Origin of the sequence: Ancylobacter sp. (genome assembly GCF_965279025.1) — a bacterium.
GTDB lineage: Bacteria > Pseudomonadota > Alphaproteobacteria > Rhizobiales > Xanthobacteraceae > Ancylobacter.
In genome coordinates, this window is sequence record NZ_OZ257132.1 from 1,472,043 (window position 1) to 1,494,333 (window position 22,291).

Genomic DNA, 22,291 nt, shown 5'->3' on the forward strand with positions numbered 1-22,291 from the left:
ATGACATCTTCCAGCAAGCCCGGAACCCCGCGCACCTTCGCGGTCATCGGCGGCGGCGCGGTGGGCGTCGCGACGGCGAGCCTTCTCCTGCGCGAGGGGCTGGACGTCGTGCTGATCGAGCGCGGCGGCCTCGGCGAAGGCGCCTCCTTCGGCAATGCCGGCGTGCTGGCGCCCTCCTCGGTGGTGCCCATGTCGATGCCGGGCACGCTGCTGAAGGTGCCGGGCTATCTGCTCGACCCGCTCGGCCCGCTGTCGATCCGCTGGAGCTACCTGCCGACGCTGGCGCCGTGGCTCGCCCGGTTCGTCAAATCCGGCACACGGGAGCGCGTGCAGGCGCAGGCGCGAGCGCTCAAGCCGCTGCTGGACGATTCCTTCAGCGCCTGGCTGCCGCTGGTGCGCCATGCCGGCAATGAGGCGCTGATCCAGCGCGACGGCTTCCTCGCCGTTTACCGCAGCGAGGCGGATTTCGCCGGCGACGCGCTGGGCTTCAAGCTGCGCCGCGACAACGACATCCCCTATGAGATGCTGCGCGGGGCGGATCTGTGGGCCTTCGAGCCCAGCATCTCGCGCGACTACACGATCGGCGTGCTGTTCCGCCAATGCGGCCACACGCTCAACCCGAACCGGCTGGTGCGTACCGTCGGCGAGGCGTTCCGGCGCGATGGCGGGCGCCTGGTGGAGGCGCGCGCCCTCGGCTTTTCCCTTGAAGGCGGGGAGCTGAAGGGCATCGAGACCGATGCCGGCCTCGTCCCCGCACAGGCGGCCGTGGTGGCCGCCGGCGCCCATTCGCGCCCCCTCGCCGCCAGCCTCGGCGACGACGTGCCGCTCGACACCGAGCGCGGCTACCATGTGCTGATCGCCGATCCCGAGACGCTGCCGCAGCGGCCGATCCTCGATGCCAGCGCTAAATTCGTCTCGACGCCGATGGAAACCGGGCTGCGCATGGCCGGCACGGTGGAATTCGCCGGGCTGGAGGCGCCGCCGAACTGGACCCGCGCCGACCATCTGCTCACCCTCGGCCGGCGGCTGTTCCCCGGCCTCGCGCCCCAGTACCCCGAGGCGCGCGTCTCGCGCTGGATGGGGTTTCGGCCGAGCATGCCGGATTCGCTTCCCGTCATCGGCCGCGCCAGCGCCTGCCGCGATGTGGTCTATGCCTTCGGACACGGCCATGTCGGCGTCGCCTCCGCCGCCCGCACCGGCATGGCGGTGAGCGATCTGCTCACCGGGCGCATGCCGGCCTTCGACCTCGCGCCCTTCGCGCCGACGCGGTTCTGAGGGCCGCGCCGACCGGTCACTTTCGCAGCCGCGCGGCGGCTTTCTCCGCCGTGAGACACGCGGCGGCGCCGGGGCGCAATTGGCGTGGCCTGGGCGGGTGTTAGGCCTCTGGCACGGGCCTTGCCGAAAGAGCGCACGCCGGCACGTGGCCGGTCGCAGTCAAGGGAGTCCGGTCGTGCTGCTTTCCTTCTTCATGATGCCGCTGCATTCGGTCAACAGGCACTACCCCACCGCTTTGGCCGAGGACATCGAGGCGTTCAAGCTGGCGGACGATCTGGGCTTCGAGGAGGCGTGGATCGGCGAGCATTATTCGGCCGAGATCGAGCAGATCTCCTCGCCGCTGATGTTCCTCGCGCACATGGCGCCGCAGACCAAGCGCATCAAGCTGGGCACCGGCGTGCTGCCGCTGCCGCTCTACCATCCGGTGATGGCGGCCTCCCACATCGCGCTGCTGGACCACCTCGCCCCCGGCCGCCTGCTGCTGGGCATCGGCACCGGCGGCCTCGGCTCGGATTTCGAGGTGTTCGGCATGGAGGAGGCGGACCGCACGGCGATGATGCTCGATTCCATCGAGATCATGAAGAAGATCTGGACCTCCGATCCGCCCTACGACATCGAGGGCAAGTTCTGGAACGTCAAGCTCAGCAAGAGCTACTGGCCGGACCTTGGCGTCGGCATTCTGCCCAAGACGCTGACGCGCCCGCACCCGCCGCTCGCGGTCTCGGTGTCGAGCCCCTATTCCGGCTCCATGCGCGTCGCCGCCCGCAACGACTTCATGCCGATCTCGGCCAATTTCGTCGCCTCCTGGGTGGTGAAGACCCATTGGGAAACCTATTGCGACGAACTCGCCAAGCTCGGCCGCACGCCCGACGGCTCCAAATGGCGGGTCGCCCGCTCGATCCACGTCGCCGACACCGACGAGGAGGCCGAGCGCGTGGTGAAGAAGCCGGGCGGCGCCTATGACTGGTACTATGACTACATGTTCCAGGTGTATCAGCGCATGGGCGCCGCGGCGCTGCTCGCCCCCTTCCGCGACACCGACCCCGCCACCATCACGCCGCAGATGGTGCGCGACAATTTCGTCATCCATGGCAGCCCCGAGACGGTGGCGCGCAAGATTCTCGCTTTGCGCGAGGAGGTCGGCCCGTTCGGCACGTTGATGATGACGTCGCATGAATGGGAAGACAAACCCGCCATGCGCCGTTCGATGGAACTGCTTGCCACGCGGGTGATGCCCATCGTCAATGCCGAGCTCGGCGAGGCGGGGCTCGGTGAAGACTTGCCCGCCATCGCCGTCTGAACTGCGGGAGAGAACATATGTCGAGCGTCGATACGGCCGGGGTGCTGCAGCCCGGAAAACTCTGGTGGAACTGGTTCGGCGAGCAGTATTTCGTGCCGCGCTACACCGCCCGCCCCACCTCCGAGGAGGAGGTGTGCGCCATTGTGCGGGAAGCGCGAAAGCTCGGCCTGCCGATCCGCGCCAGCGGCGCCGGCCATTCCAACCCGGCCGTCGTGCCGACGCCGGGCGTGCATGTCGATTTCGACGCCTTCAACCAGGTCGTTTCCGTCGACAAGGAGAAGCTGCAGGTCACGGTGCGGCCGGGCATGCGCGTCAGCGCGCTGACCAAATATCTGCGCGAACAGGGCATGTCGCTCAACAACCAGGGCGATATCGACCGGCAGGCGATCATCGGCGCGCTGATGACCGGCACGCACGGCGCCGGCAAGACGCTGGCCTGCATGTCCACCCAGCTCATCGGCGCCCGCATCGTCACCGCCGAGGGCGAACTGCGCGACCTCTCCGCCGCCGATGGCGAAGTGTTCAAGGCGTTCCGCACCTCGATCGGCATGTTCGGGCTGGTGGTGTCGGTCACCCTGCAAGCGGTGCCGTCCTACAATATCTACAAGCGCTCCTGGAACACCGACACCGAGGACTGCATCGGCAATCTCCACCAGCTGCTCGACGACAACCGGACCTTCTGGTTCTTCTGGCTGCCGCGCAAGGAATCGGCCGATCTCTACGAGCTGCCCGGCGGCGCGGTGCCTTCCAAGACGACGCGCGACTTCGACTTCTGCCACATGCGCACCTACAACCCGGTGCCGGTGGCCGAGCCGGCCCCGACGCTGGGCGCCGGCGAGGAGTTCGACCACTCCTCCATCATCTACCCCAATGACTACGTGCCGAATTTCCGCGAGATCGAATATGCCGTGCCCTTCGGCCGCTTCGAGGAAGCCTTCGCCGAGGTGCGGCACATGTTCCAGACGAAGTACCCCGAGGCCATCTACCCGGTCGAATGCCGGGCGGTGAAGGGCGACGACACCTATCTCTCGGCCTATGCCGACCGCGACGGCTACGCGCTCTCCATCTCCGGTCCGCTGGAAGAGGCGAGCTGGGCCATGCTGCGCGACGCCGACGCAATTCTCGACCGCTATGATGCGCGCCCGCACTGGGGCAAGCACCATTTCATGACACCCGAGCGGCTGGAGCGCATCTACCCCAAATACGACGCCTTCAAGCGTCTGCGCCGCGAGATGGATCCCGACGGGGTCTTCCTCAACGACCATCTGCGGATGCTCTTCGCCTGAGCGAGGGCCGGCACTGCCGGCCCTTTTTCATTTCCGGCGCATGTCGGAGGAGGAAGCGGGTTGACGACTAAACTTTGTGCTGCGCACAATTTAAGCGGGGGGCCGGAACCGGAGACCGCAATGCTGGACTTGCGCAGCCATGTCTCCCGAATCGTGGCGAGCGCGAACCAGCTGTCGCCCGCCTCCGGGGATTTTCATGCGCCCCGCGCCGCCGATTCCATGGCCGCCTCCTGGCGCCGCTGCATGGAAGGCTACCGCTTCGACCCCGGCGCCAGGTTCCGCATCGAGGCGGTCAGCGATGCCGAGCTGAAGCGGCAATGCCAGGCCAATGACGAGCTGATCCATTATGCCCGCCCCGAGATCGACGCCATGTTCGGCGCCGTCTCGCTGTCCGGCTTCTCCATCAGCCTCGGCAATGCCGAGGGCTACATCATCACCGAGCGCGCCAATTACAATCCGGAATTCTACAGCGAGGTCGAGCGCGCCGGCACCGCCTGGGCCGAGCCCTCGGCCGGCACCAACGCCATCGGCACCTGCCTGGTCGAGCGCCAGCCGGTGGGCGTCCACACCAACGACCATTTCTTCTATGATTTCTCCGCGCTGTCCTGCGCCAGTGCGCCGCTGTTCAGCCCGGATGCCGAGCTGATCGGCGCCATCAACATCTCCATCCGCAACCCCGAGCTGCAGCGCGAGACGCTGAAAGTGGTGCTCGGCCTGTCGACCAGCCTTGCCGACCGCATCGGCGAGCGCATGTTCCGCCAGGCCTTCCGCCGCTGCTTCATCCTGAAATTCGCCATCGGCGCCGTCGATCACGGGCTGATCGCGGTGGATGGCGACTTCCAGCTGGTCGGCCTCAACCACGCCGCCCGCGAAATGCTGCGCGACCGCATCCAGCTCGCCCGGGTGCGCAGCCTGTGGGCGGTGTTCGAGCGCGACCACCGGCTGGCCGACCTCGCCCGGCTGGGCAGCGCCGAACTGACCTTGCACCTGCAGAAGGGCGGCGACGCCATCTCGGTCTCGCTCAGCGGGCCGCTGGAAGCCGGCGCGCAGAATGCCGGCGCCGGTCACCGCTTCACCGCCGCCGCGCCGGCGGCCGAGGCCCCCACGCGGGCCCGCCCCGCGCCCCCCGCTTTGCCGCCCCGCGCGGCGCCGCGCGTGCTCACCCTCGACGACTGCGCCGGCAGCGATCCGCGCATGGCCACCAATGTGCGCTTCATCCGCCGGGTGCTCGGCGGCTCCCTGCCCATCCTGCTGCTGGGCGAGACCGGCGTCGGCAAGGACGCCTTCGCCCGCGCCATCCACGAGGAGAGCCCGCGCCGCACCGCGCCCTTCGTCGCCTTCAACTGCGCCAGCGTGCCCGACACGCTGATCGACAGCGAGCTGTTCGGCTATGGCAGCGGCGCCTTCACCGGCGCCCGGCGCGAGGGCAGCCCCGGCCGGCTGGTCGAGGCGGATGGCGGCACGCTGTTTCTCGACGAGATCGGCGACATGCCGATCAGCCAGCAGACCCGGCTGCTGCATGTGCTGGAATCGGGCGAGGTGATGCCGCTTGGCGCCACCAAACCACGCCGCATCGACGTGCAGGTGGTCGCCGCCACCAACCAGGATCTGGAAGCGCAGATCGGCCGGGGCCAGTTCCGGCAGGATCTCTATTACCGCCTCGCCGGTGCCGTCATCGACATCCCGGCGCTGCGCGAGCGCACCGACCGCCGCCATCTGATCGAAACCCTCGTTGCCGATCTCGTCCCCGGCCGCCGCCTGACGCTGACGCCCGAAGCTCTGGCGCTGCTGATGGCGCATGACTGGCCGGGCAATGTGCGCGAGCTGCGCCATGTGCTGAACCGCGCCGTCCACATTTGCGAGGGCGACCTGCTCGGCGTCGGCGACATCGCCATCCGTCCAGTCGGGCGCGTGCCGGCGGCGCCGGCGCCTCTCGCCGCACGGCCGGAAGAGCTGCCTGCGGCCCTGCCCGAGGCGGAAGGCGAAGCGGGCAGCGCCCGGCTTGCCATCGCTTCAGCGGAACGCGAGGCCATTGTCGCCACGCTGGCGCGGTGCGGCGGCAATGTGAAGGCGGCGGCCGGCGCGCTGCAGCTCAGCCGCGCCACGCTCTACCGCAAGCTCCAGCGCTACCGCATCGCCCACTGAAGGCCGGACGCCGGCGCGCCCGGTTCCTCGCCTGTCGCGCGCGTGCGACACGGGGCGGCTCATCCATGAAACAGTGCCGCTCCTGCGCGATCCGTCTCATTGGTGCGCATCCATGCGACCCTGTCGCGATAATGCGTGGTAATTCGTCCCCGCGCGACAGAACAACACCGCGAATAACGCGATCAATAGTGGGAAGAGCCCTCCCCACCGGCTTGGCTCTGTCGGGATAATCTTGGAAAATCCGCGAAAATCCGGCTGGCACGAGAGTTGCCGAACCGGGGTAGCGGCCGCAAAGGCCCGAACACAGGGGAAAAAAATGACCTTCCACACTGGAATTTCGGCGCCGTCGCGGCGTGGCGTCATGAAGGGCATGGGGGCGGCCGCCGCTGTGCTGGCCACCCCCGGCGTGCTGCGCCGGGCCTATGCGCAAGACCCCATCGTGCTGCTCACCTGGGAGACCTATCACGACCCGGCCTGGTGCAAGGAATGGAGCGAGGCCAACGGCGTCGAGGTGAAGCCGGTGGTCATCGGCTCGGTCGACGAACTGTTTTCGCAGCCCTTCTCCGGCGCCGTGCAGCCGGACATCATGTATATCGAAACCGGCTCGCTGCCGCGCTTCAAGGAAGCCGGGCTGATCGTGCCGTTCGACACCTCCAAGGTGCCGAACATCAAGAACATCACGCCCAATCTGGCCTGGAAGAAATACACCGATGTCGGCGGCGAGGTCGTCGGCGTGCCCTATAATTGGGGCACCCAGCCGCTGATGTACAATGCCGACCTCATCAAGTCGCCGGACAGCTGGGCGGCGCTGTGGGACGAGCAGTATCGCGGCAAGGTCAACATCTTCGACGACTGCACCATCGTCTTCCCGATGATCGCGCTCTATGCCGGCGCCAAGGACCCCTTCAACCTGACCGACGCCGATTTCGCCAAGTGCGAGGACGCACTGCGCGCCCTGCGCCCGCAGATCCGCACCATCGCCCGCGGCTTCGACGATGCCGTCACCATCTATGCCGCCGGCGATGCCGTCATCGGCTATTGCCAGAACATCGCGGTGGTGACCTCGCTGCAGGACAAGGGCAAGAACTTCGCCTATTCGCTGCCGAAGGAAGGCACCCCGACCTGGATCGACTGCACCGGCGTCTCCAAGAAGGGCAATCGCGACATCGTCTACAAGTTCATCAACGACAACCTGTCGACCAAGTGGCAGGCCCGCTTCATCGAGAGCTCGACCAATAATGGCGTGCTCGACCTCAGCGAGGCCAAGGCCGGCGGCGTGACCGAGAAGACGCTCGCGCGCACCAATATTCCGGATTCGCAGGCGGGCGATTTCTGGGACAAGCTCGTGATCCTGCAGAAGCCGGAAGACTTTGAGCGGCGCCTGCAGATCTGGAACGACTTCAAGGCCGGCACGCTCTGATCGCGCGCCTTCCCTGACCTCGCAACTCGGAGCACGAGCGATGGTAAAGACTTCGCAGCCGATCCTGGCCCTGGCCGGGATCGACAAGACGTATGACGGTGCGGTCCGGCCGGCACTCGACCGGATTTCGTTTTCCGTCGCGCCCGGTGAATTCTTCTCCATCCTCGGGCCCAGCGGCTCGGGCAAGACCACGCTGCTGCGCATGATCGCCGGTTTCGAGCGGCCCGATGTCGGGCGCGTGGTGATGGACGGCGAGGACATCACCGATGTCCCGCCGTTTCGCCGCGATGTGCGCACGGTGTTCCAGAGCTACGCGCTTTTCCCGCATATGAGCGTGCTGGAAAACGTCGCCTATCCCCTGCGCATGGCCGGCACCCGCAAGGCCGAGCGCCTCGCCAAGGCGCGCGCCTGCCTCGACCTCGTCAGCATGGGCGATTTCGCCGCCCGGCTGCCGCACCAGCTGTCGGGCGGCCAGCGCCAGCGCGTGGCGCTGGCCCGCGCCATCGTCTGCCGCCCGCGCGTGCTGCTGCTGGACGAGCCGCTGGGGGCGCTCGATCTACGCCTGCGCCAGCAGATGCAGCACATGCTGGTCTCGCTGCAGCGCGAGCTCGGCATCGCCTTCGTCTATGTCACCCATGACCAGGGCGAGGCCTTGTCCATGTCCGACCGGGTGGCGGTGATGAGCGAGGGCCGCATCGCCCAGCTCGGCACGCCGCGCGAGATCTATTTCGACCCGTCCTCCGAATTCGTCGCCCAGTTCGTCGGCCGCTCCAATCTGCTGCCGATCGAGGGCACGGCGCGCGAAGGCACGCTCACCGCGATGCTCGGCGGGCGCGCCCTGCCCGGCGTCGCCGTGCCGCGCTCGGGCCCGGCGCGCATGGCGATCCGCTTTGAATGCGTGCGCCTGGCGGGTGCCGACCAGCCGGCCGGCGAGGGCTGCGCCATCGACGGCACGGTCGAGGACGTGCTGTTCCTCGGCAACGCGCTGGAGGTGAATGTGCGCTGCGGCGAGCACAACATCATCGCCGCCGTGCCCACCGCCGGCAACAGCTTCGCCCCCGGCCGCCCTGTGCGCGTGATGTTCGACCCTGCCAATGCGACGGTGTTCCATGGCTGACATCGCTTCCGGCGTGCCCCGATCTGAACCCGCGATGTCCGAACGACCCATGTCGGTTACCCGCCCCGCCTCGCTCCTGCGTATCAGCGTTCTCGGCTGGCCGGTCTATGCCTGGTTCATCGCCCTGGTGCTGGTGCCCAATCTGCTGCTGATCGGCACCAGCTTCCTGCGCACCTCGAACGGGCTGATCGTCTTCGACCCGTCCTTCGTCAGCTATACAAGGCTGTGGAAGTCGTCGAGCTTCCAGTTCCTGCTGGTGAAGACGCTCGCCACCAGCTTCGGCGCGGCGGCCATTGGCTGCCTCATCGCCTATCCCATGGCCTATTACGCCGCGCGCGTGGTGCAGAAGAACCGCTCCATCCTCGTGCTGCTGGTGATCATCCCGCTGTGGATCAGCCTGCTCATGCGGGTCTTCGCCTGGCGCATGATCCTGGGCCAGAACGGCATCTTGAACTCGGCGCTGGTCGGCAGCGGCCTGCTCGACCAGCCGAGCGAGGCGTTCCTCTACACCGGCTTCTCGGTGCTGCTGACCTACACCTATATTTCGATTCCCTTCTGCTTCGTCGCCATCTTCACGGCGCTGGAAAAGATCCCGCATTCGCTGATCGAAGCCTCGCAGGACAGCGGCGCCTCCGCCTGGCAAACCTTCCGCCATGTGGTGTGGCCGCTGTCGCGGCCGAGCGTCGCCATCGGCTTCTCGCTCGCCTTCCTGATGACGGTCGGCGACTACATCACCCCCTCCATGGTCGGCGGCATCGACGGCACCATGATCGGCATGGTGATCGCCTCGCAGTTCGGCATCGCCAATAACTGGCCTTATGGCTCGGCCATCGCCGTGTGCCTGATGCTCAGCGTGGCCATCGTCCTGGCGCTGGTCATGTGGGCGGGGCAGACGCGGGGCGTGCTGATGGGCGACGAGGGCGCCCGTCCGCCGGTGGCCCGGCATCACCTCACCTCGGGCCAGCGCCTGCTGCGCGCGGGGGCCATGGTGCTGTTCGCGCTGCCCTATCTCTTCCTCTATGCGCCGCTCGCCATCATGGTGCTGATGTCGTTCAACGATTCCTCGGTGCAGGCCTTCCCGCTCAGCGGCGCGACGCTGCGCTGGTACGCCGAGCTCGCGCAGAACCAGCCGATGCTCGACGCGGTGCAGCGCAGTCTCGCCGTGGGTTTCTGCGTCGTGCTGGTGTCGTCGGTGACGGCAACGGGCTTTGCCTTCGCGCTGCATTACGGCCGGGTGAAACGGGCGCGGTTCTTCGAGTTCGCGCTGGCGATCCCGGTGGCGATCCCCGGCGTGGTGCTGGGCATCGTCATGGTGCTGGCGACGCAGCTGCTGCAGATCCCCTCGGGGGTCGGGCGCATCGTCATCGGCCAGGCGAGCTTCGTCATGCCGGTGATCCTGATGATCATCCTCGCCCGGCTGCGCCGGCTGGACGGGGCGCTGCTGGAAGCCTCGATGGATTCAGGCGCCAATCACTGGCAGAGTTTCGTCCATGTGCTGTTCCCCTCGATCCGGGGCGCCATCATCGGCGGGGCGCTGCTCGGCTTCACCCTGTCGGCGGACGACGTGATGGTGACGCTGTTCCTGTCGGGCACCTCGCCCACGCTGCCGATCTGGGTGTGGAACCAGATGCGCTTCGGCTTCACCCCTTCGGTGAACGCCATCTTCACGCTGGTCGGCGTCGGCTCGCTGCTGGTGATCCTCATCTGCAACCGGCTGATCTTCCACGCCCAGGCGCGCAGCCGGCCGGGCGTGGGATAGCCGGCTAACGGGTGGCGCTAGCGCGTCACCCGCACCGAGGCGAAGCGGCCGACCACGGCGCCGCCGCAGCGCTCCGCCGCCAGCGCCGAGGCCCGGGCGGGTTGAAGCCCGGCGCCACCCCGGCGCGGCTCGCCCTCGCCGGGATAGGAGGCCTCGCCCCCCGCCGCCGGGCGCTGCTGGCGCGAGAGCGAGGACAGCAGCGATTTCAGCCGCCGGTTCTCCGCCTGCAGTTCCTTCATCTGCACCACCGCCGCCTGGTCCAGCCCGCCGAAGCGGCGGCGCCAGCGGTAGAAGGTGCGCAGCGACACCTGCGCGGTGCGGCAGATTTCCGGGATCGACACCCCGGCATCGGCTTCGCGAATGAGGTGCAGGATCTCGGCATCGGTGAACTGCGAACGTCGCATCGGCTCGTCCTCACGGTTCGGACACGGGTGGATCGTCGCAAACCCGGCTCGCAACGGCACGCGCGCACCGGACATGGCGCCCGGTGGCGCACATAATTTCAGCGTGCGCTTCTCATGGGCAGGACTATAGACCCTTGGCCCGGCGAGGTGAATGCACTTTCTCGATACGTGCGCCCCGCCGTCATTTCCAGCGGCGCCAGCCTCCTGCGGGCCCGTTCCGCAGCCGGGGGGCGCCCGCTTCTGTCGCCCCACCGGCGCCGGCGGAGCGCCCGTTCTGGCAATCCTGCCAGAAAGCCTTGTGGCGTCGGCCTTCTGGCGCGGCTTTGGGCAGGGCTGAACATTATATGAAGTTGCGCGCGCGGCGCGGCACAACACAATTCCCGCACCTTCCGAACCGTTGAGGTGTGGTCCATGGTCAATATCACGCGGCGTTCCCTCCTCCAGGCCAGCGGACTTGCCGCCGTCGGGCTGGCCTCTCCGCTCAGTGCCCCCGCCTTCCTGCGCAACGCGCAGGCGCAATCCGGCCCGGTGAAGCTCGGCTGCCTGTTCTCCTCCTCCGGCACCATGGCCAATCTCGAAGGCCGGCTGAACCATGTGGTCAAGATGGCCGCCGACGAGATCAACGCCAAGGGCGGCGTCAACGGGCGCACCATCGACGTCCTCGTCTCCGATCCCGCCTCCGACTGGCCGCTCTATGCCCAGTCCGCCAAGCAGATGCTGCAGCAGGAAAAGGCCTCGGCGCTGTTCGGCTGCTGGACCTCGGTGTCGCGCAAGACCGTGCTGCCGGTGGTCGAGCAGGAGAACGGCCTGCTGTTCTACCCCCTGCATTTCGAGGGCGATGAGAACTCCAAGAACGTCGTCTATGTGAACTCGCCCCCGGCCAGCTCGGTGCTGCCGGCGGTTGATTACCTCATGGGTGAGGAGGGCGTCTCGGCCAAGCGCTTCTTCATGCTGGGGTCGGACTATGTCTGGCCGCGCACCATCAACAAGCAGCTCAAGGGCTACTGGAAGTCCAAGGGCATCCCGGAGAGCGCCTGGAAGGAGGAATATGTCCCCTTCGGCTTCTCCAACTTCCAGACGCTGGTCAACCAGATCCGCGCCTTCGCCGATGAGGGCGGCGGCCAGCCGGTGGTCGTCCTCACCGTGGTCGGCAATTCGATCCCCGATTTCATGCGCGAATTCGCCAATCAGGGCATTCTCGCCACCGATATCCCGGTGCTCGGCCTCGACATGGTGGAGGCCGATCTCGAAGGCCTCGACACCGCCAAGCTGGTCGGCCACCTCAATTGCTGGGCCTATCTGCAGAACGCCAAGGGCCCGGCCAACGAGGCGTTCCTGAAGAACTGGGCCGCCTATGTGAAGGCCAAGAACGTGCCCTTCTCCGGCACGGTCTCCATCGACCCGATGGTCTCGGCCTATGATTCGGTGCATCTGTGGGCGATGGCGGCGGCGAAGGCCGGCTCCTTCGAGGTGCCGGAAGTCTCGAAGGCCTTTGCCGGCCTCACTTTCGATTGCCCGTCGGGCTACAAGATCTCGATGACCGGCGAAAACAACTACGTCGCGCGCGGCGTGTTCATCGGCTCGGTGAACGATGCGCAGGGCTTCGACATTCTCTGGCAGTCGAAGGACACGCCCAAGCCCGTGCCCTTCAGCCCGTATGGCTGAGCGCGCGCCCCGCTGACCATGCAGGGGTGCTGCCCGCACCACGTCATCCCCGGGCCCGGCCCGGGGATCCACGCCTGACCGCCGGTCTGCGAACAGTGGCAACCGTCATCCCGGCCGCCGCCGGAGGCGGTGAGCCGGGATCGCGTGCCGCTCCCGTGAGCCGATCCCGGCGGGAGAGTTCTCTCTCGGATGCGGTCTCGCCGTTCCTGACACATCAGCCTTTCGTTCCCGCCTTTCACCTGCCGCTCGTCGCCTTCCACCGCCGCGAATGGCCGCCTTGAGTTCCCGATGAAGCTGGCGCGTTTCGCTCCCTTCCTGGCCGGCCTGCTGGCCGCCCTTCTGCTCGCCCCCACCGCGCGAGCGCAGACGCTCGACCGCGCCGGCCTTGTCGGCAAGCTGTGCGGCGATGCCGGCGCCATGAGCGAGGCCGGCGTCGCGCTGACCGGCCTCGCCTTGTCCGGCAGTGACGACGACCGGCTGTGGGCGGCGCCGCTCGCCCGCGCCGCGATCGAGCGCAAGCTCGCCTGCGATGATTCCGGTGCGATGTTGACCGACGGCGCCCTCGATGCCGTCACCCGCACCGTGCGCGCGGCGCAGGGCACCGCGCGTGCGCCGCTGCTCAGCCTGAAGAACCGCCCGGTGTTCGAGCTTGCCGACGCCGCCTTCGCCCTGCGCGCCGCGCCCACCGCCGCCCAACGCGCGGCGGCGCTGAAGACGCTGGAGCGGCGGCCCGCGCTTATCCCGGACGGCCTGCTCGACCGGGCCGCAGCGGCGGAAGGCGATGCGGGCCTGAAGGTGCAGATCGAGGCGCTCGCCCAGACTGCCGCCCTCAACGCCGCCGACCCCGCCGCGCGCATCCGGGCGCTCGACCGCATGGCCGACACGCCGACCCGGCGAGCGCTCACCCAGGTCTCCGCGCTCACCAAGGATCCCGCCTATGCCGCCGACCCCGCCTTTCGCGTGGCGGTGGAGGACGCCACGCGGCGCATCGAGCGCGGCATCGCCACCGGCGACGTGCTGGCGACGCTCTATAACGGCCTGAGCTTCGCCTCCATCCTGTTCATGGCGGCGATCGGGCTGGCCATCATCTTCGGGCTGATGGGGGTCATCAATCTCGCCCAGGGCGAGCTGATCATGATCGGCGCCTATGTCACCTGGCTGGTGCAGCAGGGGCTGCGCGCCGTCGCCCCCTCGCTGCTCGACTGGTATCTGGTGCTCGCCATCCCGGTCGCCTTCCTCGTCACCGCCGCCATCGGCATCGCGCTGGAGGCGAGCCTGCTGCGCCACCTCTACAAGCGCCCGCTGATGAGCCTGCTCGCCACCTGGGCGGTGAGCCTGTTCCTGATGAACCTGGTGCGGGTGATGTTCGGCACCCAGAACCTGCAGTTCGAGACGCCGTTCTATGTCACCGGCGGCGTGCCGGTCATCGGCGACTTCATCTTCACCTGGAACCGCATGTTCGCCATCGCCTTCGCCGCCGTGACGCTGGCGCTGACATGGACGCTGGTGCGGCGCACGGCGTTCGGGCTGAACATTCGCGCGGTGACGCAGAACCGCGACATGGCCGCCTGCATCGGCATTCCGACCAGGCGGGTGGACATGATGGCCTTCGGCCTCGGCTCCGGCCTGGCCGGGCTGGCGGGCCTCGCCCTCTCGCCGATCTATTCGGTGAACCCGCAAATGGGCCAGAACTTCATCATCGACGCCTTCATGGTGGTGGTGCTGGGCGGCGTCGGCACCATTGCCGGCACGGTGGTCGCCGCGCTCGGCATTGGCCAGATCAATGTGCTGATCGAGCCGCTCTGGGGCGCGGTGGCGGCGAAGGTGATCGTGCTTTTGATGATCATCGCCTTCCTGCAATGGCGGCCCGAGGGCCTGTTCGCCGTGAAGGGGCGCCGCAAATGAGCCGCATCGGTCTGTTCACCCTCACTGCACCCATCGTCCACCTCACTGCACTCATCGTCCTGGTCGCCCTCGCCATGGCCGGACTGGCGGGAACCGAGATGGCGCTATCACGCTACCTCGCCAACGCCATCGGCCAGCTCGCCGCCTTCGCCGTGCTGGCGATCTCGCTGGACCTCATCTGGGGCTATCTCGGCATCTTGTCGCTCGGCCACGGGCTGTTCTTCGCGCTGGGCGGCTATTTCATCGCCATGTACTTGCTCAAGCACTCGTTTCAGGCGACGGGCACGGTGCCGGACTTCCTGCAGTTCATGGGCTGGAAGGAATTTCCCTTCTATTGGAACGGCTTCGAGTTCTTCCCCTATGCGCTCGGCGCCGCCGTGGTCGCCACCACGCTGATCTCGGGCATCTTCGGCTACGTGTCCTTCCGCTCGCGGGTCGGCGGGGTGTACTTCGCCATCATCACCCAGGCGCTCGTCTACGTCGCCATGCTGCTGATGTTCCGCAACGACACCGGCTTCGGCGGCAATAATGGCATGACCGGATTCACCGTGCTGTTCGGCTGGCCGATGGGAACATCCGGAATGATCACCGGCCTCGCCGTGGCGTCGCTACTGGTACTGGCACTGGTGCTTCTGGGCTGCCGCTGGCTGGTGGGCAGCCGCTTCGGCGCGCTGATGCTGGCGACGCGGGATGATGAAACACGTTTAAGGACATTGGGTTACGAGACCTTACGGCTCAAGCTCATCGTCTGGGTGCTCTCCGCCCTCATCGCCATGCTGGCGGGCATGCTCTATGTGCCGCAGGTCGGCATCATCAACCCGCGCGTGCTCTCGCCGGAACTGTCGCTGGAAATCGCGGTGTGGGTTGCCATTGGCGGGCGCGGCCATCTCGTCGGTGCGGTGATCGGCGCGCTGCTGGTCAATGCGGTGAAGTTCTGGCTGTCCTCGGCCGCGCCGGACATCTGGCCGTTCATCCTCTCCGGCCTCATCGTTCTGGTCGTGCTGGTCTTCCCCAACGGCTTGATGGACCTTGCGAAATTCAAGCTGGTGCGGCCGATGGGGCCCAAGCGCATGGCGGCTGATCTCGGGGAGGCAAAGCCATGAGCCTCACCGCGCTCGTCGTCGACGGTCTCACCGTCCGCTTCGGCAGCTTCCGCGCCCTCGACGACCTCTCGCTCGCCATCGACTATGGCGAGGTGCGCGCCATTATCGGGCCCAACGGCGCCGGCAAGACCACGCTGCTCGATGTCATCTCCGGCATCACTCGGCCCAAACAGGGGCGCGTGCTCTTCGACGGCACCACCGACATCATCGGTATGAGCGAGGCCGCCATCGCGCGGGCGGGACTGCGCCGAAAGTTCCAGAAGCCAAGCGTTTTCGAGGGTTTGAGCGTGCGCCAGCATATCGCCATCGGCGCCGATGTCGGCTTCCGCGCCCGTCTCGATGCGCCCGCGCTGGAAGACCGCATTGGCGAGGTGCTGGAGACGGTCGGCCTCGCCGACCAGGCGGGCCGCCTCGCCGGCGAACTCTCGCACGGGCAGAAGCAATGGCTGGAGATCGGCATGGTGCTCGCCTCCGATCCCAAGGTGCTGATGCTCGACGAACCGGTCGCCGGGCTCACCGACGAGGAAACCGAGCGTACCGCAGCGCTGGTGCGCGCACTCAACCGGCCGGATCGCGCGATCGTGGTCGTGGAGCACGACATGGATTTCGTGGAGCGTATCGCCGATCGCGTGACGGTGCTGCATGAGGGCCGCACGCTGTTCGAAGGGTCGATGGCCAATGTCCGCGCCGATACCGCGGTCGTCGACGTCTATCTGGGGCGCTAGGCATGGAATTCCGCGTCGAGGGTCTGGATCAGCATTACGGCTCAGCGCAGGTGCTGCGGCAGATCGGCTTCGAAATCGCGCCGGGCGAATGCCTCGCCGTGCTCGGGCGCAACGGTGCCGGCAAGTCGACCCTGCTCAAATGCCTCATGGGTCTCATCGCCCCGTCTGCCGGTTCCGTGCGCATCGACGGCGCGGAGGCGACGGGCTGGTCGCCCAATCGGCGTTCCCGCGCCGGACTCGCCTATGTGCCGCAGGGTCGCGAGATCTTCTCCGAGCTGACGGTCGCCGAGAATATCGAGGCCGCCGCCCGCGCGCATGGCACCTATGGCACGCCGGCCTTGGACGAGGCGGTCGACCTGTTCCCCATCCTGCGCGAGATGTGGAGGCGCCCCGGCGGCGCGCTCTCGGGGGGGCAGCAGCAGCAGCTCGCCCTCGCCCGCGCCCTCGTCACCCAACCGAAGCTGTTGATCCTCGACGAGCCCACCGAGGGCATCCAGCCGAACATCGTAGCCTTGATCGGCGAGGTACTGCGCGGGCTTAAGGGGCGCTTGTCGATCCTGCTGGTCGAGCAATATCTCGATTTCGCCATCGACACCGCCGACGCCTTTGTCATCCTCTCGCGCGGCGCTGTCGTCGAAGCCGGCCGCTCCGAAAGGATGACCCGCGAACATCTCTCCCGCTTCATCGCCGTATGAAGCTATTTTCCACCGTCGATCCCGAGGAGTTCCCCCATGTCGCGCCGCTTCGAAATCCCCGCCACGCCGGAGAACATGGTGCTGGGCTATCTCGACAGCACCACGCCGCCGGTTCTGGAGGTGGCGTCCGGAGACGTGGTGACGCTGCATTCCTTTCCCGCCGGCGGCAAGGAGACGCTGCCGGACAACCTCCCCGTTCCGGCCGACTACATGGCGGCGCTCGACACGCTGCCGCAGGGACCTGGGCCACATTTCATCACCGGCCCGGTCTATGTGCAGGGTGCCAAGCCCGGCGATACGCTGCAGGTCGACATTCTGGATGTGAAGGTGCGCCAGGACTGGGGCTTCGTCTCCATCCTGCCGCTGCTCGGCACGCTGCCCGATGAGTTCACCGATTACGAGACCATCCACCCGGTGGTCGATCACGTCAAAAATGTCTGCGTCATGCCCTGGGGCACGGAAATCCCGCTCGACCCGTTCTTCGGCATCATCGCCACCGCCCCGCCCCCGGCCTGGGGCCGCTGCGGATCACCGGTCCCCCGCGCCTTCGGCGGCAACATGGACAATAAGGAGCTGCGCGCCGGCACGACGCTGTATCTGCCGGTGTTCAACGAGGGCGCGCTGTTCTTCGCCGGCGACGGCCACGGCGTGCAGGGTGATGGAGAGGTGTGCATCACCGCACTGGAGACCGGTGTGACCGGTACGTTCCGCCTCACCCTGCGCAAGGACATGCAGCTCGACTGGCCCTTCGCCGAAAGCGCCACCCATCTCATGTCGATCGGGCTCGACGAGGATCTCGACGACGCCGCCAAGCAGGCGACGCGGGAGATGGTGAAGCATGTGTGCGAGCGCACAAATCTCTCGCGCAACCAAGCCTATATGCTGTGCTCGCTGGCGGGAAACCTGCGCGTGACCCAGATGGTGGACGGTAATAAGGGCGTGCACATGTTGCTCGCCAAGTCTCTGCTCTAAGCTGATTTTCCATATGGCATCGGAGGTGACGCAGCCGCTGCCATAGCCTGCTTATGCATGGATAATCATCCTTAATCACCAGATGAGATTGGTGATTTAAATGAACCCGATCTAACTCTGTGAGATATTGACCCTTCCCGTGGGGGCCTCTACATACGGAGCACAGGGGCGAAGCCCGGCGCGCGGTCATGCTTTGGGCCTCGCGGCGGGTTTGGCTCCTGCCGTCCTCTCGCCGAATGATCGCCACCGCCTGCTGCCGCGGAGACGCTTGATATTCGCCCGCCGGACGATTCGGATGAAATCACGGTAGATGGGCGGGACTTGATGTCTTCAGAACGCATGACGCACCTGCGGCGCCTCGAAGCTGAATCCATCTTCATCATGCGCGAAGTGGCGGCCGAATTCGCCAATCCGGTGATGCTCTATTCGATCGGCAAGGATTCGGCCGTCATGCTGCATCTGGCGGCGAAGGCCTTCTTTCCCTCGCCGCCGCCCTTCCCACTGATGCACATCGACACGACGTGGAAGTTCCGCGAGATGATCGCGTTCCGCGATGCCACGGCGGCGCGGCTTGGCTTCAAGCTCCTCGTACACACCAATCAGGACGGTGTCGCCCGGGGCATCAATCCCTTCGATCACGGGTCCTCGCTCTACACCCATGTCATGAAGACGGAGGCGCTCAAGGAAGCGCTGACGCGGCACGGCTTCGACGCTGCCTTCGGTGGCGCGCGGCGCGACGAGGAGAAGAGCCGGGCGAAGGAGCGGGTGTTCTCCTTCCGCACCGCCAATCACGGCTGGGACCCGAAGAGCCAGCGGCCGGAGCTGTGGAACCTCTACAATTCCCGCGTCCGGCCGGGCGAATCGATCCGGGTGTTCCCGCTCTCCAACTGGACCGAGCTCGACATCTGGCAGTACATCCTGGCCGAGAACATACCCATCGTGCCGCTCTATTTCGCCGCCGAACGGCCGGTGGTGGAGCGCGACGGCCAACTCATCATGGTGGACGACGAGCGCCTGCCGCTGGCGCCGGGCGAGATGCCGCAAATGCGGCGCGTGCGCTTCCGTACCCTGGGCTGCTACCCGCTCACCGCCGCCATCGAGAGCGAGGCCGACACATTGGAGGCCATCGTCGGGGAAATGCTGCTGGCGCGCACCTCCGAACGCGCCGGCCGGCTCATCGACCATGATGAAGCCGCCTCGATGGAAAAGAAGAAACGCGAGGGATATTTCTGATGAACGAGGCTGTCCCGCGCTCGGCCACCGCCGACTATCTCGCCGCCCAGGAAGCCAAGGGACTGCTGCGCTTTCTCACCTGCGGCAGCGTCGACGACGGCAAATCCACCCTCATCGGCCGGCTGCTCTACGACACCAAGCTGCTCTTCGAGGACCAGCTGGCGACGCTCGCTTCCGATTCGCGCAAGCACGGCACCGCCGGCGACGAGCTCGACTTCGCCCTGCTCGTGGACGGGCTTGCCGCCGAGCGCGAACAAGGCATCACCATCGATGTCGCCTATCGCTTCTTCGCCACGGAGCGGCGCAAATTCATCGTCGCCGACACGCCCGGGCATGAGCAGTACACCCGCAACATGGCGACCGGCGCCTCGAATTCCGACGTCGCCGTCATCCTGGTCGACGCCCGCAAGGGCATCCTGACGCAAACCCGCCGGCACTCCTTCATCGTCTCGCTGCTCGGCCTGAAGGCCGTGGTGCTGGCGGTCAACAAGATCGACCTGATGGACTATTCGCAGGCGGTCTTCGACCAGATCGTCTCGGACTACCGCGCCTTCGCGGCGGAGTTCGGCTTTCGCACGCTGGTGCCCATCCCCATCTCGGCCCGTCACGGCGACAATGTCATCGCCCGCAGCGCCAATACGCCCTGGTATGAAGGCCCCTCGCTGCTCGACCATCTGGACACGCTGGACGTCGAGAGCGGTGCCCATTCGCGCCCGTTCCGCCTGCCGGTTCAATGGGTGAACCGCCCGAACCTGAATTTCCGCGGCTTCTCCGGCACGGTAGCCTCGGGCACGGTGCGGGTGGGCGAGCCGGTGGTCGTGGCCGGCTCCGGCGCAACCTCGCGTGTCGCCACCATTGTCACCGCCGACGGCGAATTGTCGGAGGCCGGTGCGGGCGAGGCGGTCACCCTAACCCTTGAGGACGAGATCGATGCGTCGCGCGGCGATGTGATCGCCGCCGCCGGCGCGCGGCCGGAAGTCACCGACCAGTTCGCCGCCCACCTCATCTGGATGCACGAAGAACCGCTGCTGCCGGGCCGACCCTATCTGATGAAGATCGGCACGCGGACCGTCGGCATGTCGGTGACGGAGATCAAGCACCGGATCGACGTCAATACCTTCCAGAAGCTCGCCGCCAAGACCCTGGCGCTGAATGACGTGGCGGTGGTCAATGTGGCCACCCACGACCCGATCGCCCTCGATCCCTTTTCTGAGGTGCCGCAGACCGGCGCCTTCATCATCATCGACCGGATGACCAACCAGACGGTCGGTGCCGGCATGGTGGATTTCGGCCTGCGGCGGGCGACCAATGTGCACTGGCAGGCCCTCGACGTCTCCAAGGCGAGCCGGGCGGGGCTGAAGCTGCAGAAGCCGGTGGTGCTGTGGTTCACCGGCCTGTCGGGCGCGGGCAAGTCCACCATCGCCAACCTGGTGGAAAAGCGCCTCACGGCACTCGGCAAGCACACCTATCTGCTGGACGGCGACAATGTCCGCCACGGGCTCAACAAGGATCTCGGCTTCACCGATGCCGACCGGGTGGAAAACATCCGGCGCGTCGCCGAAGTGTCGCGGCTGATGGTGGATGCGGGCCTCATCGTCCTCGTCTCCTTCATCTCGCCGTTCCGCGCCGAGCGTGAGATGGCGCGTGAGCTGGTCGAGGACGGGGAATTCATCGAGATCTTCGTCGACACGCCGCTGGACGTCGCCGAGGAGCGCGACGTCAAGGGCCTGTATCGGCGCGCCCGGGCGGGGTTGATCCAGAACTTCACCGGCATCGACAGCCCCTATGAGGCCCCGCTCGATGCCGAGATCACGATCGCCGGCGGCGCTCTCGCGGCCGAAGCGGCAGCGGAGCGGATTTTCGAGCACCTGCTGCAACAGGGCTATCTCGGCTGAACGAACGGGGCGTTCAGGCGGCGTCAAGGCGAAGAAGCTGTGGGCGCGCTACACGCGCCGGCGGCGCTTGGCGTCGGGTGATGCTCGAACACTCGCCGTGTGGATGATCGCGGGAGGCCGCCGCGATACGGGGGCTGGTGCGGGCGGTCGGACTCGAACCGACACTCTGTCACCAGAAACGGATTTTGAGTCCGTCGCGTCTACCGGTTCCGCCACGCCCGCGCGGTGCGGTTGTCTATAACGAAATGAATCGCCGCGCCAAGTGAAAAGCCGGCCATCCCGCACGGCCAGTGGCCCACCCACCCGGGACTAGCGATGCGGCGGCTTTACCTTGGCCGCCGCCGGCGCTCAGGACGCCGGCTTGCAGGTTCCGAAGGCGCTCAGCACCTTGCCCCCGGCAAGGGTAGAGAGCGACGCCGTTGATTTCGTGGGGGATACCTCGATGGCCCAGGCGGCCATGTTGTCGTTGCCGTCCAGGATCAGCGTGTCGCCGTTGCCGATCACGCTCTGGATCGAGCTGATATGCGGCAGATTATCGTCGGAGACGCTGGCGATGATCTGTTCGCCGAAATGGATCAGGAATTGCGCCGGCAGGTCGATCGTGCCGAGCTCCTGCGAGGGCGCACAGCCCGACCCCTCGCACACGAACACCTTGTCGAAGGAACACGCGATGGGAGCCGGCAGCGTATCCCCTTCCGGCGCCGGTGCGGGCACGGCGGCGGAAGGCCCGGACGAATCCTGGGCCTGCGCGGCGGCGAGGCCCAGCAACAGGCAGAGCGCGGTAGCGGTCGTCTTCAGCATGGGAAACCCTGGTGCACCGGAGGATAAGGCGGCGGCGTCTCAGTAGACCGGCGTGCGGCATGGCGGGTACGGCGGCGCGCCGCAATAGCCGGGGCCGTAGGTCGGGCGCGGCGGCGGCGGATAATAGCCGGGCGGCGGCGGGGGCGGCGGCGCGTAATAATAGGTTCTGGGCTGGGTCGCGGCGGCCGTCACCACCGAACCGACGAGCGCACCGGCCACAAGACCGCCGATAAGCGCGCCGGTGGAATTGCTCGCCTTAGCGGGAGGGCTCACCGCCAGAAGCGGTAGGGCGATGGCGACCGCAAGTCCGGCCCGTGTCGTGGTTCCAAAGGCTGTCATGATCCACCCCTGCGATTCGCCCCGCGACTATCGCTCGCGCCCGTGCGGCGAGCAAGGGAAAGCACAGCGTTTGGGCGGCCTGAGGAGCTGTTTCGCGCGCCGGGTGGCCGGCATCGTGCCGGACCTGAAATCGTCGCCGAACCAATCCGTCGTTACCGCGTTGAGTCGAGCCCGGAGCCGGTCTCGGCGTCAGGGCGGAGATAGTGGAGGACGACATGCAAAGACGAGGCTTCCTGCTCGGTCTCGCCGGCG

General features: G+C 67.0%; 18 protein-coding genes and 1 tRNA gene. 15 read left to right on the forward strand and 4 right to left on the reverse strand.

The features are described 5' to 3' along the window. The 7 genes from ACQY76_RS06805 to ACQY76_RS06835 all read left to right on the forward strand — a co-directional run bounded on the left by ACQY76_RS06805 (nt 1) and on the right by ACQY76_RS06835 (nt 10,302). Complete coding sequence (locus ACQY76_RS06805) at nt 1-1,275, forward strand: NAD(P)/FAD-dependent oxidoreductase (protein WP_428032132.1); 1,275 nt, start codon at nt 1-3, stop codon at nt 1,273-1,275. Nucleotides 1,276-1,450: 175 nt separating this feature from the next. Further along, nucleotides 1,451-2,575: an LLM class flavin-dependent oxidoreductase gene (locus ACQY76_RS06810; RefSeq protein ID WP_428032133.1), complete on the forward strand. Its 1,125-nt coding sequence runs from the start codon at nt 1,451-1,453 to the stop codon at nt 2,573-2,575. A 17-nt stretch (nt 2,576-2,592) separates the two neighbouring features. Continuing rightward, on the forward strand, nt 2,593-3,861 hold the full coding sequence (locus tag ACQY76_RS06815) for a D-arabinono-1,4-lactone oxidase (protein WP_428032134.1): 1,269 nt from the start codon (nt 2,593-2,595) through the stop codon (nt 3,859-3,861). 120 nt (nt 3,862-3,981) lie between these two features. Beyond that, nucleotides 3,982-6,006, forward strand: coding sequence for a sigma-54-dependent Fis family transcriptional regulator (locus tag ACQY76_RS06820; RefSeq protein WP_428032135.1), 2,025 nt, complete (start codon nt 3,982-3,984; stop codon nt 6,004-6,006). Nucleotides 6,007-6,322: 316 nt separating this feature from the next. After that, nucleotides 6,323-7,426 (forward strand): extracellular solute-binding protein, encoded by a 1,104-nt coding sequence (locus ACQY76_RS06825; protein WP_428032136.1) that lies wholly within the window; start codon nt 6,323-6,325, stop codon nt 7,424-7,426. A 40-nt stretch (nt 7,427-7,466) separates the two neighbouring features. Beyond that, a complete protein-coding gene (locus ACQY76_RS06830) occupies nt 7,467-8,543 on the forward strand; it encodes an ABC transporter ATP-binding protein (protein ID WP_428032137.1) in 1,077 nt (358 codons plus the stop codon). Nucleotides 8,544-8,577: 34 nt separating this feature from the next. Beyond that, nucleotides 8,578-10,302, forward strand: a complete 1,725-nt coding sequence (locus tag ACQY76_RS06835) for an ABC transporter permease subunit (RefSeq protein ID WP_428032138.1) — start codon at nt 8,578-8,580, stop codon at nt 10,300-10,302. A gap of 17 nt (nt 10,303-10,319) precedes the next feature. Here ACQY76_RS06835 and ACQY76_RS06840 read toward each other — a convergent pair whose 3' ends face one another. Next, nucleotides 10,320-10,706, reverse strand: a complete 387-nt coding sequence (locus ACQY76_RS06840) for a transposase (protein ID WP_428032139.1) — start codon at nt 10,704-10,706, stop codon at nt 10,320-10,322. 411 nt (nt 10,707-11,117) lie between these two features. Here ACQY76_RS06840 and ACQY76_RS06845 point away from each other — a divergent pair, with 411 nt between their 5' ends. From ACQY76_RS06845 to cysN, 8 genes are all read left to right on the forward strand, one after another. Next, the gene (locus ACQY76_RS06845; protein ID WP_428032140.1) at nt 11,118-12,371 is read left to right on the forward strand and encodes a transporter substrate-binding protein; all 1,254 of its coding nucleotides are present in this window, start codon (nt 11,118-11,120) and stop codon (nt 12,369-12,371) included. Nucleotides 12,372-12,659: 288 nt separating this feature from the next. Next, a complete protein-coding gene (gene urtB / locus ACQY76_RS06850) occupies nt 12,660-14,276 on the forward strand; it encodes an urea ABC transporter permease subunit UrtB (protein WP_428032141.1) in 1,617 nt (538 codons plus the stop codon). Then, complete coding sequence (gene urtC, locus ACQY76_RS06855) at nt 14,273-15,379, forward strand: urea ABC transporter permease subunit UrtC (RefSeq protein ID WP_428032142.1); 1,107 nt, start codon at nt 14,273-14,275, stop codon at nt 15,377-15,379. Before urtB ends, urtC begins: the two co-directional genes overlap by 4 nt. Further along, entirely contained in the window at nt 15,376-16,104 is a 729-nt protein-coding gene (gene urtD, locus ACQY76_RS06860; protein WP_428032143.1) for an urea ABC transporter ATP-binding protein UrtD, read from the forward strand. Before urtC ends, urtD begins: the two co-directional genes overlap by 4 nt. A 2-nt stretch (nt 16,105-16,106) precedes the next feature. Beyond that, the gene (urtE, locus tag ACQY76_RS06865) at nt 16,107-16,799 is read left to right on the forward strand and encodes an urea ABC transporter ATP-binding subunit UrtE (RefSeq protein ID WP_428032144.1); all 693 of its coding nucleotides are present in this window, start codon (nt 16,107-16,109) and stop codon (nt 16,797-16,799) included. A 36-nt stretch (nt 16,800-16,835) separates the two neighbouring features. Further along, complete coding sequence (locus ACQY76_RS06870; protein WP_428032145.1) at nt 16,836-17,771, forward strand: acetamidase/formamidase family protein; 936 nt, start codon at nt 16,836-16,838, stop codon at nt 17,769-17,771. Nucleotides 17,772-18,095: 324 nt separating this feature from the next. After that, nucleotides 18,096-19,004 carry a sulfate adenylyltransferase subunit CysD gene (cysD, locus tag ACQY76_RS06875; protein WP_428032146.1) on the forward strand — a complete coding sequence of 303 codons (909 nt, stop codon included), beginning with the start codon at nt 18,096-18,098 and terminating at the stop codon, nt 19,002-19,004. Further along, nucleotides 19,004-20,899: a sulfate adenylyltransferase subunit CysN gene (gene cysN, locus ACQY76_RS06880; RefSeq protein ID WP_428032147.1), complete on the forward strand. Its 1,896-nt coding sequence runs from the start codon at nt 19,004-19,006 to the stop codon at nt 20,897-20,899. Before cysD ends, cysN begins: the two co-directional genes overlap by 1 nt. Before the next feature lie 135 nt (nt 20,900-21,034). Here cysN and ACQY76_RS06885 read toward each other — a convergent pair. From ACQY76_RS06885 to ACQY76_RS06895, 3 genes are all read right to left on the reverse strand, one after another. Then, nucleotides 21,035-21,121: transfer RNA gene (locus tag ACQY76_RS06885), tRNA-Leu, on the reverse strand. A gap of 126 nt (nt 21,122-21,247) precedes the next feature. Next, nucleotides 21,248-21,700, reverse strand: a complete 453-nt coding sequence (locus ACQY76_RS06890; RefSeq protein WP_428032148.1) for a hypothetical protein — start codon at nt 21,698-21,700, stop codon at nt 21,248-21,250. A 39-nt stretch (nt 21,701-21,739) separates the two neighbouring features. Next, the gene (locus ACQY76_RS06895; RefSeq protein ID WP_428032149.1) at nt 21,740-22,039 is read right to left on the reverse strand and encodes a hypothetical protein; all 300 of its coding nucleotides are present in this window, start codon (nt 22,037-22,039) and stop codon (nt 21,740-21,742) included. Nucleotides 22,040-22,291: the final 252 nt, after the last annotated feature.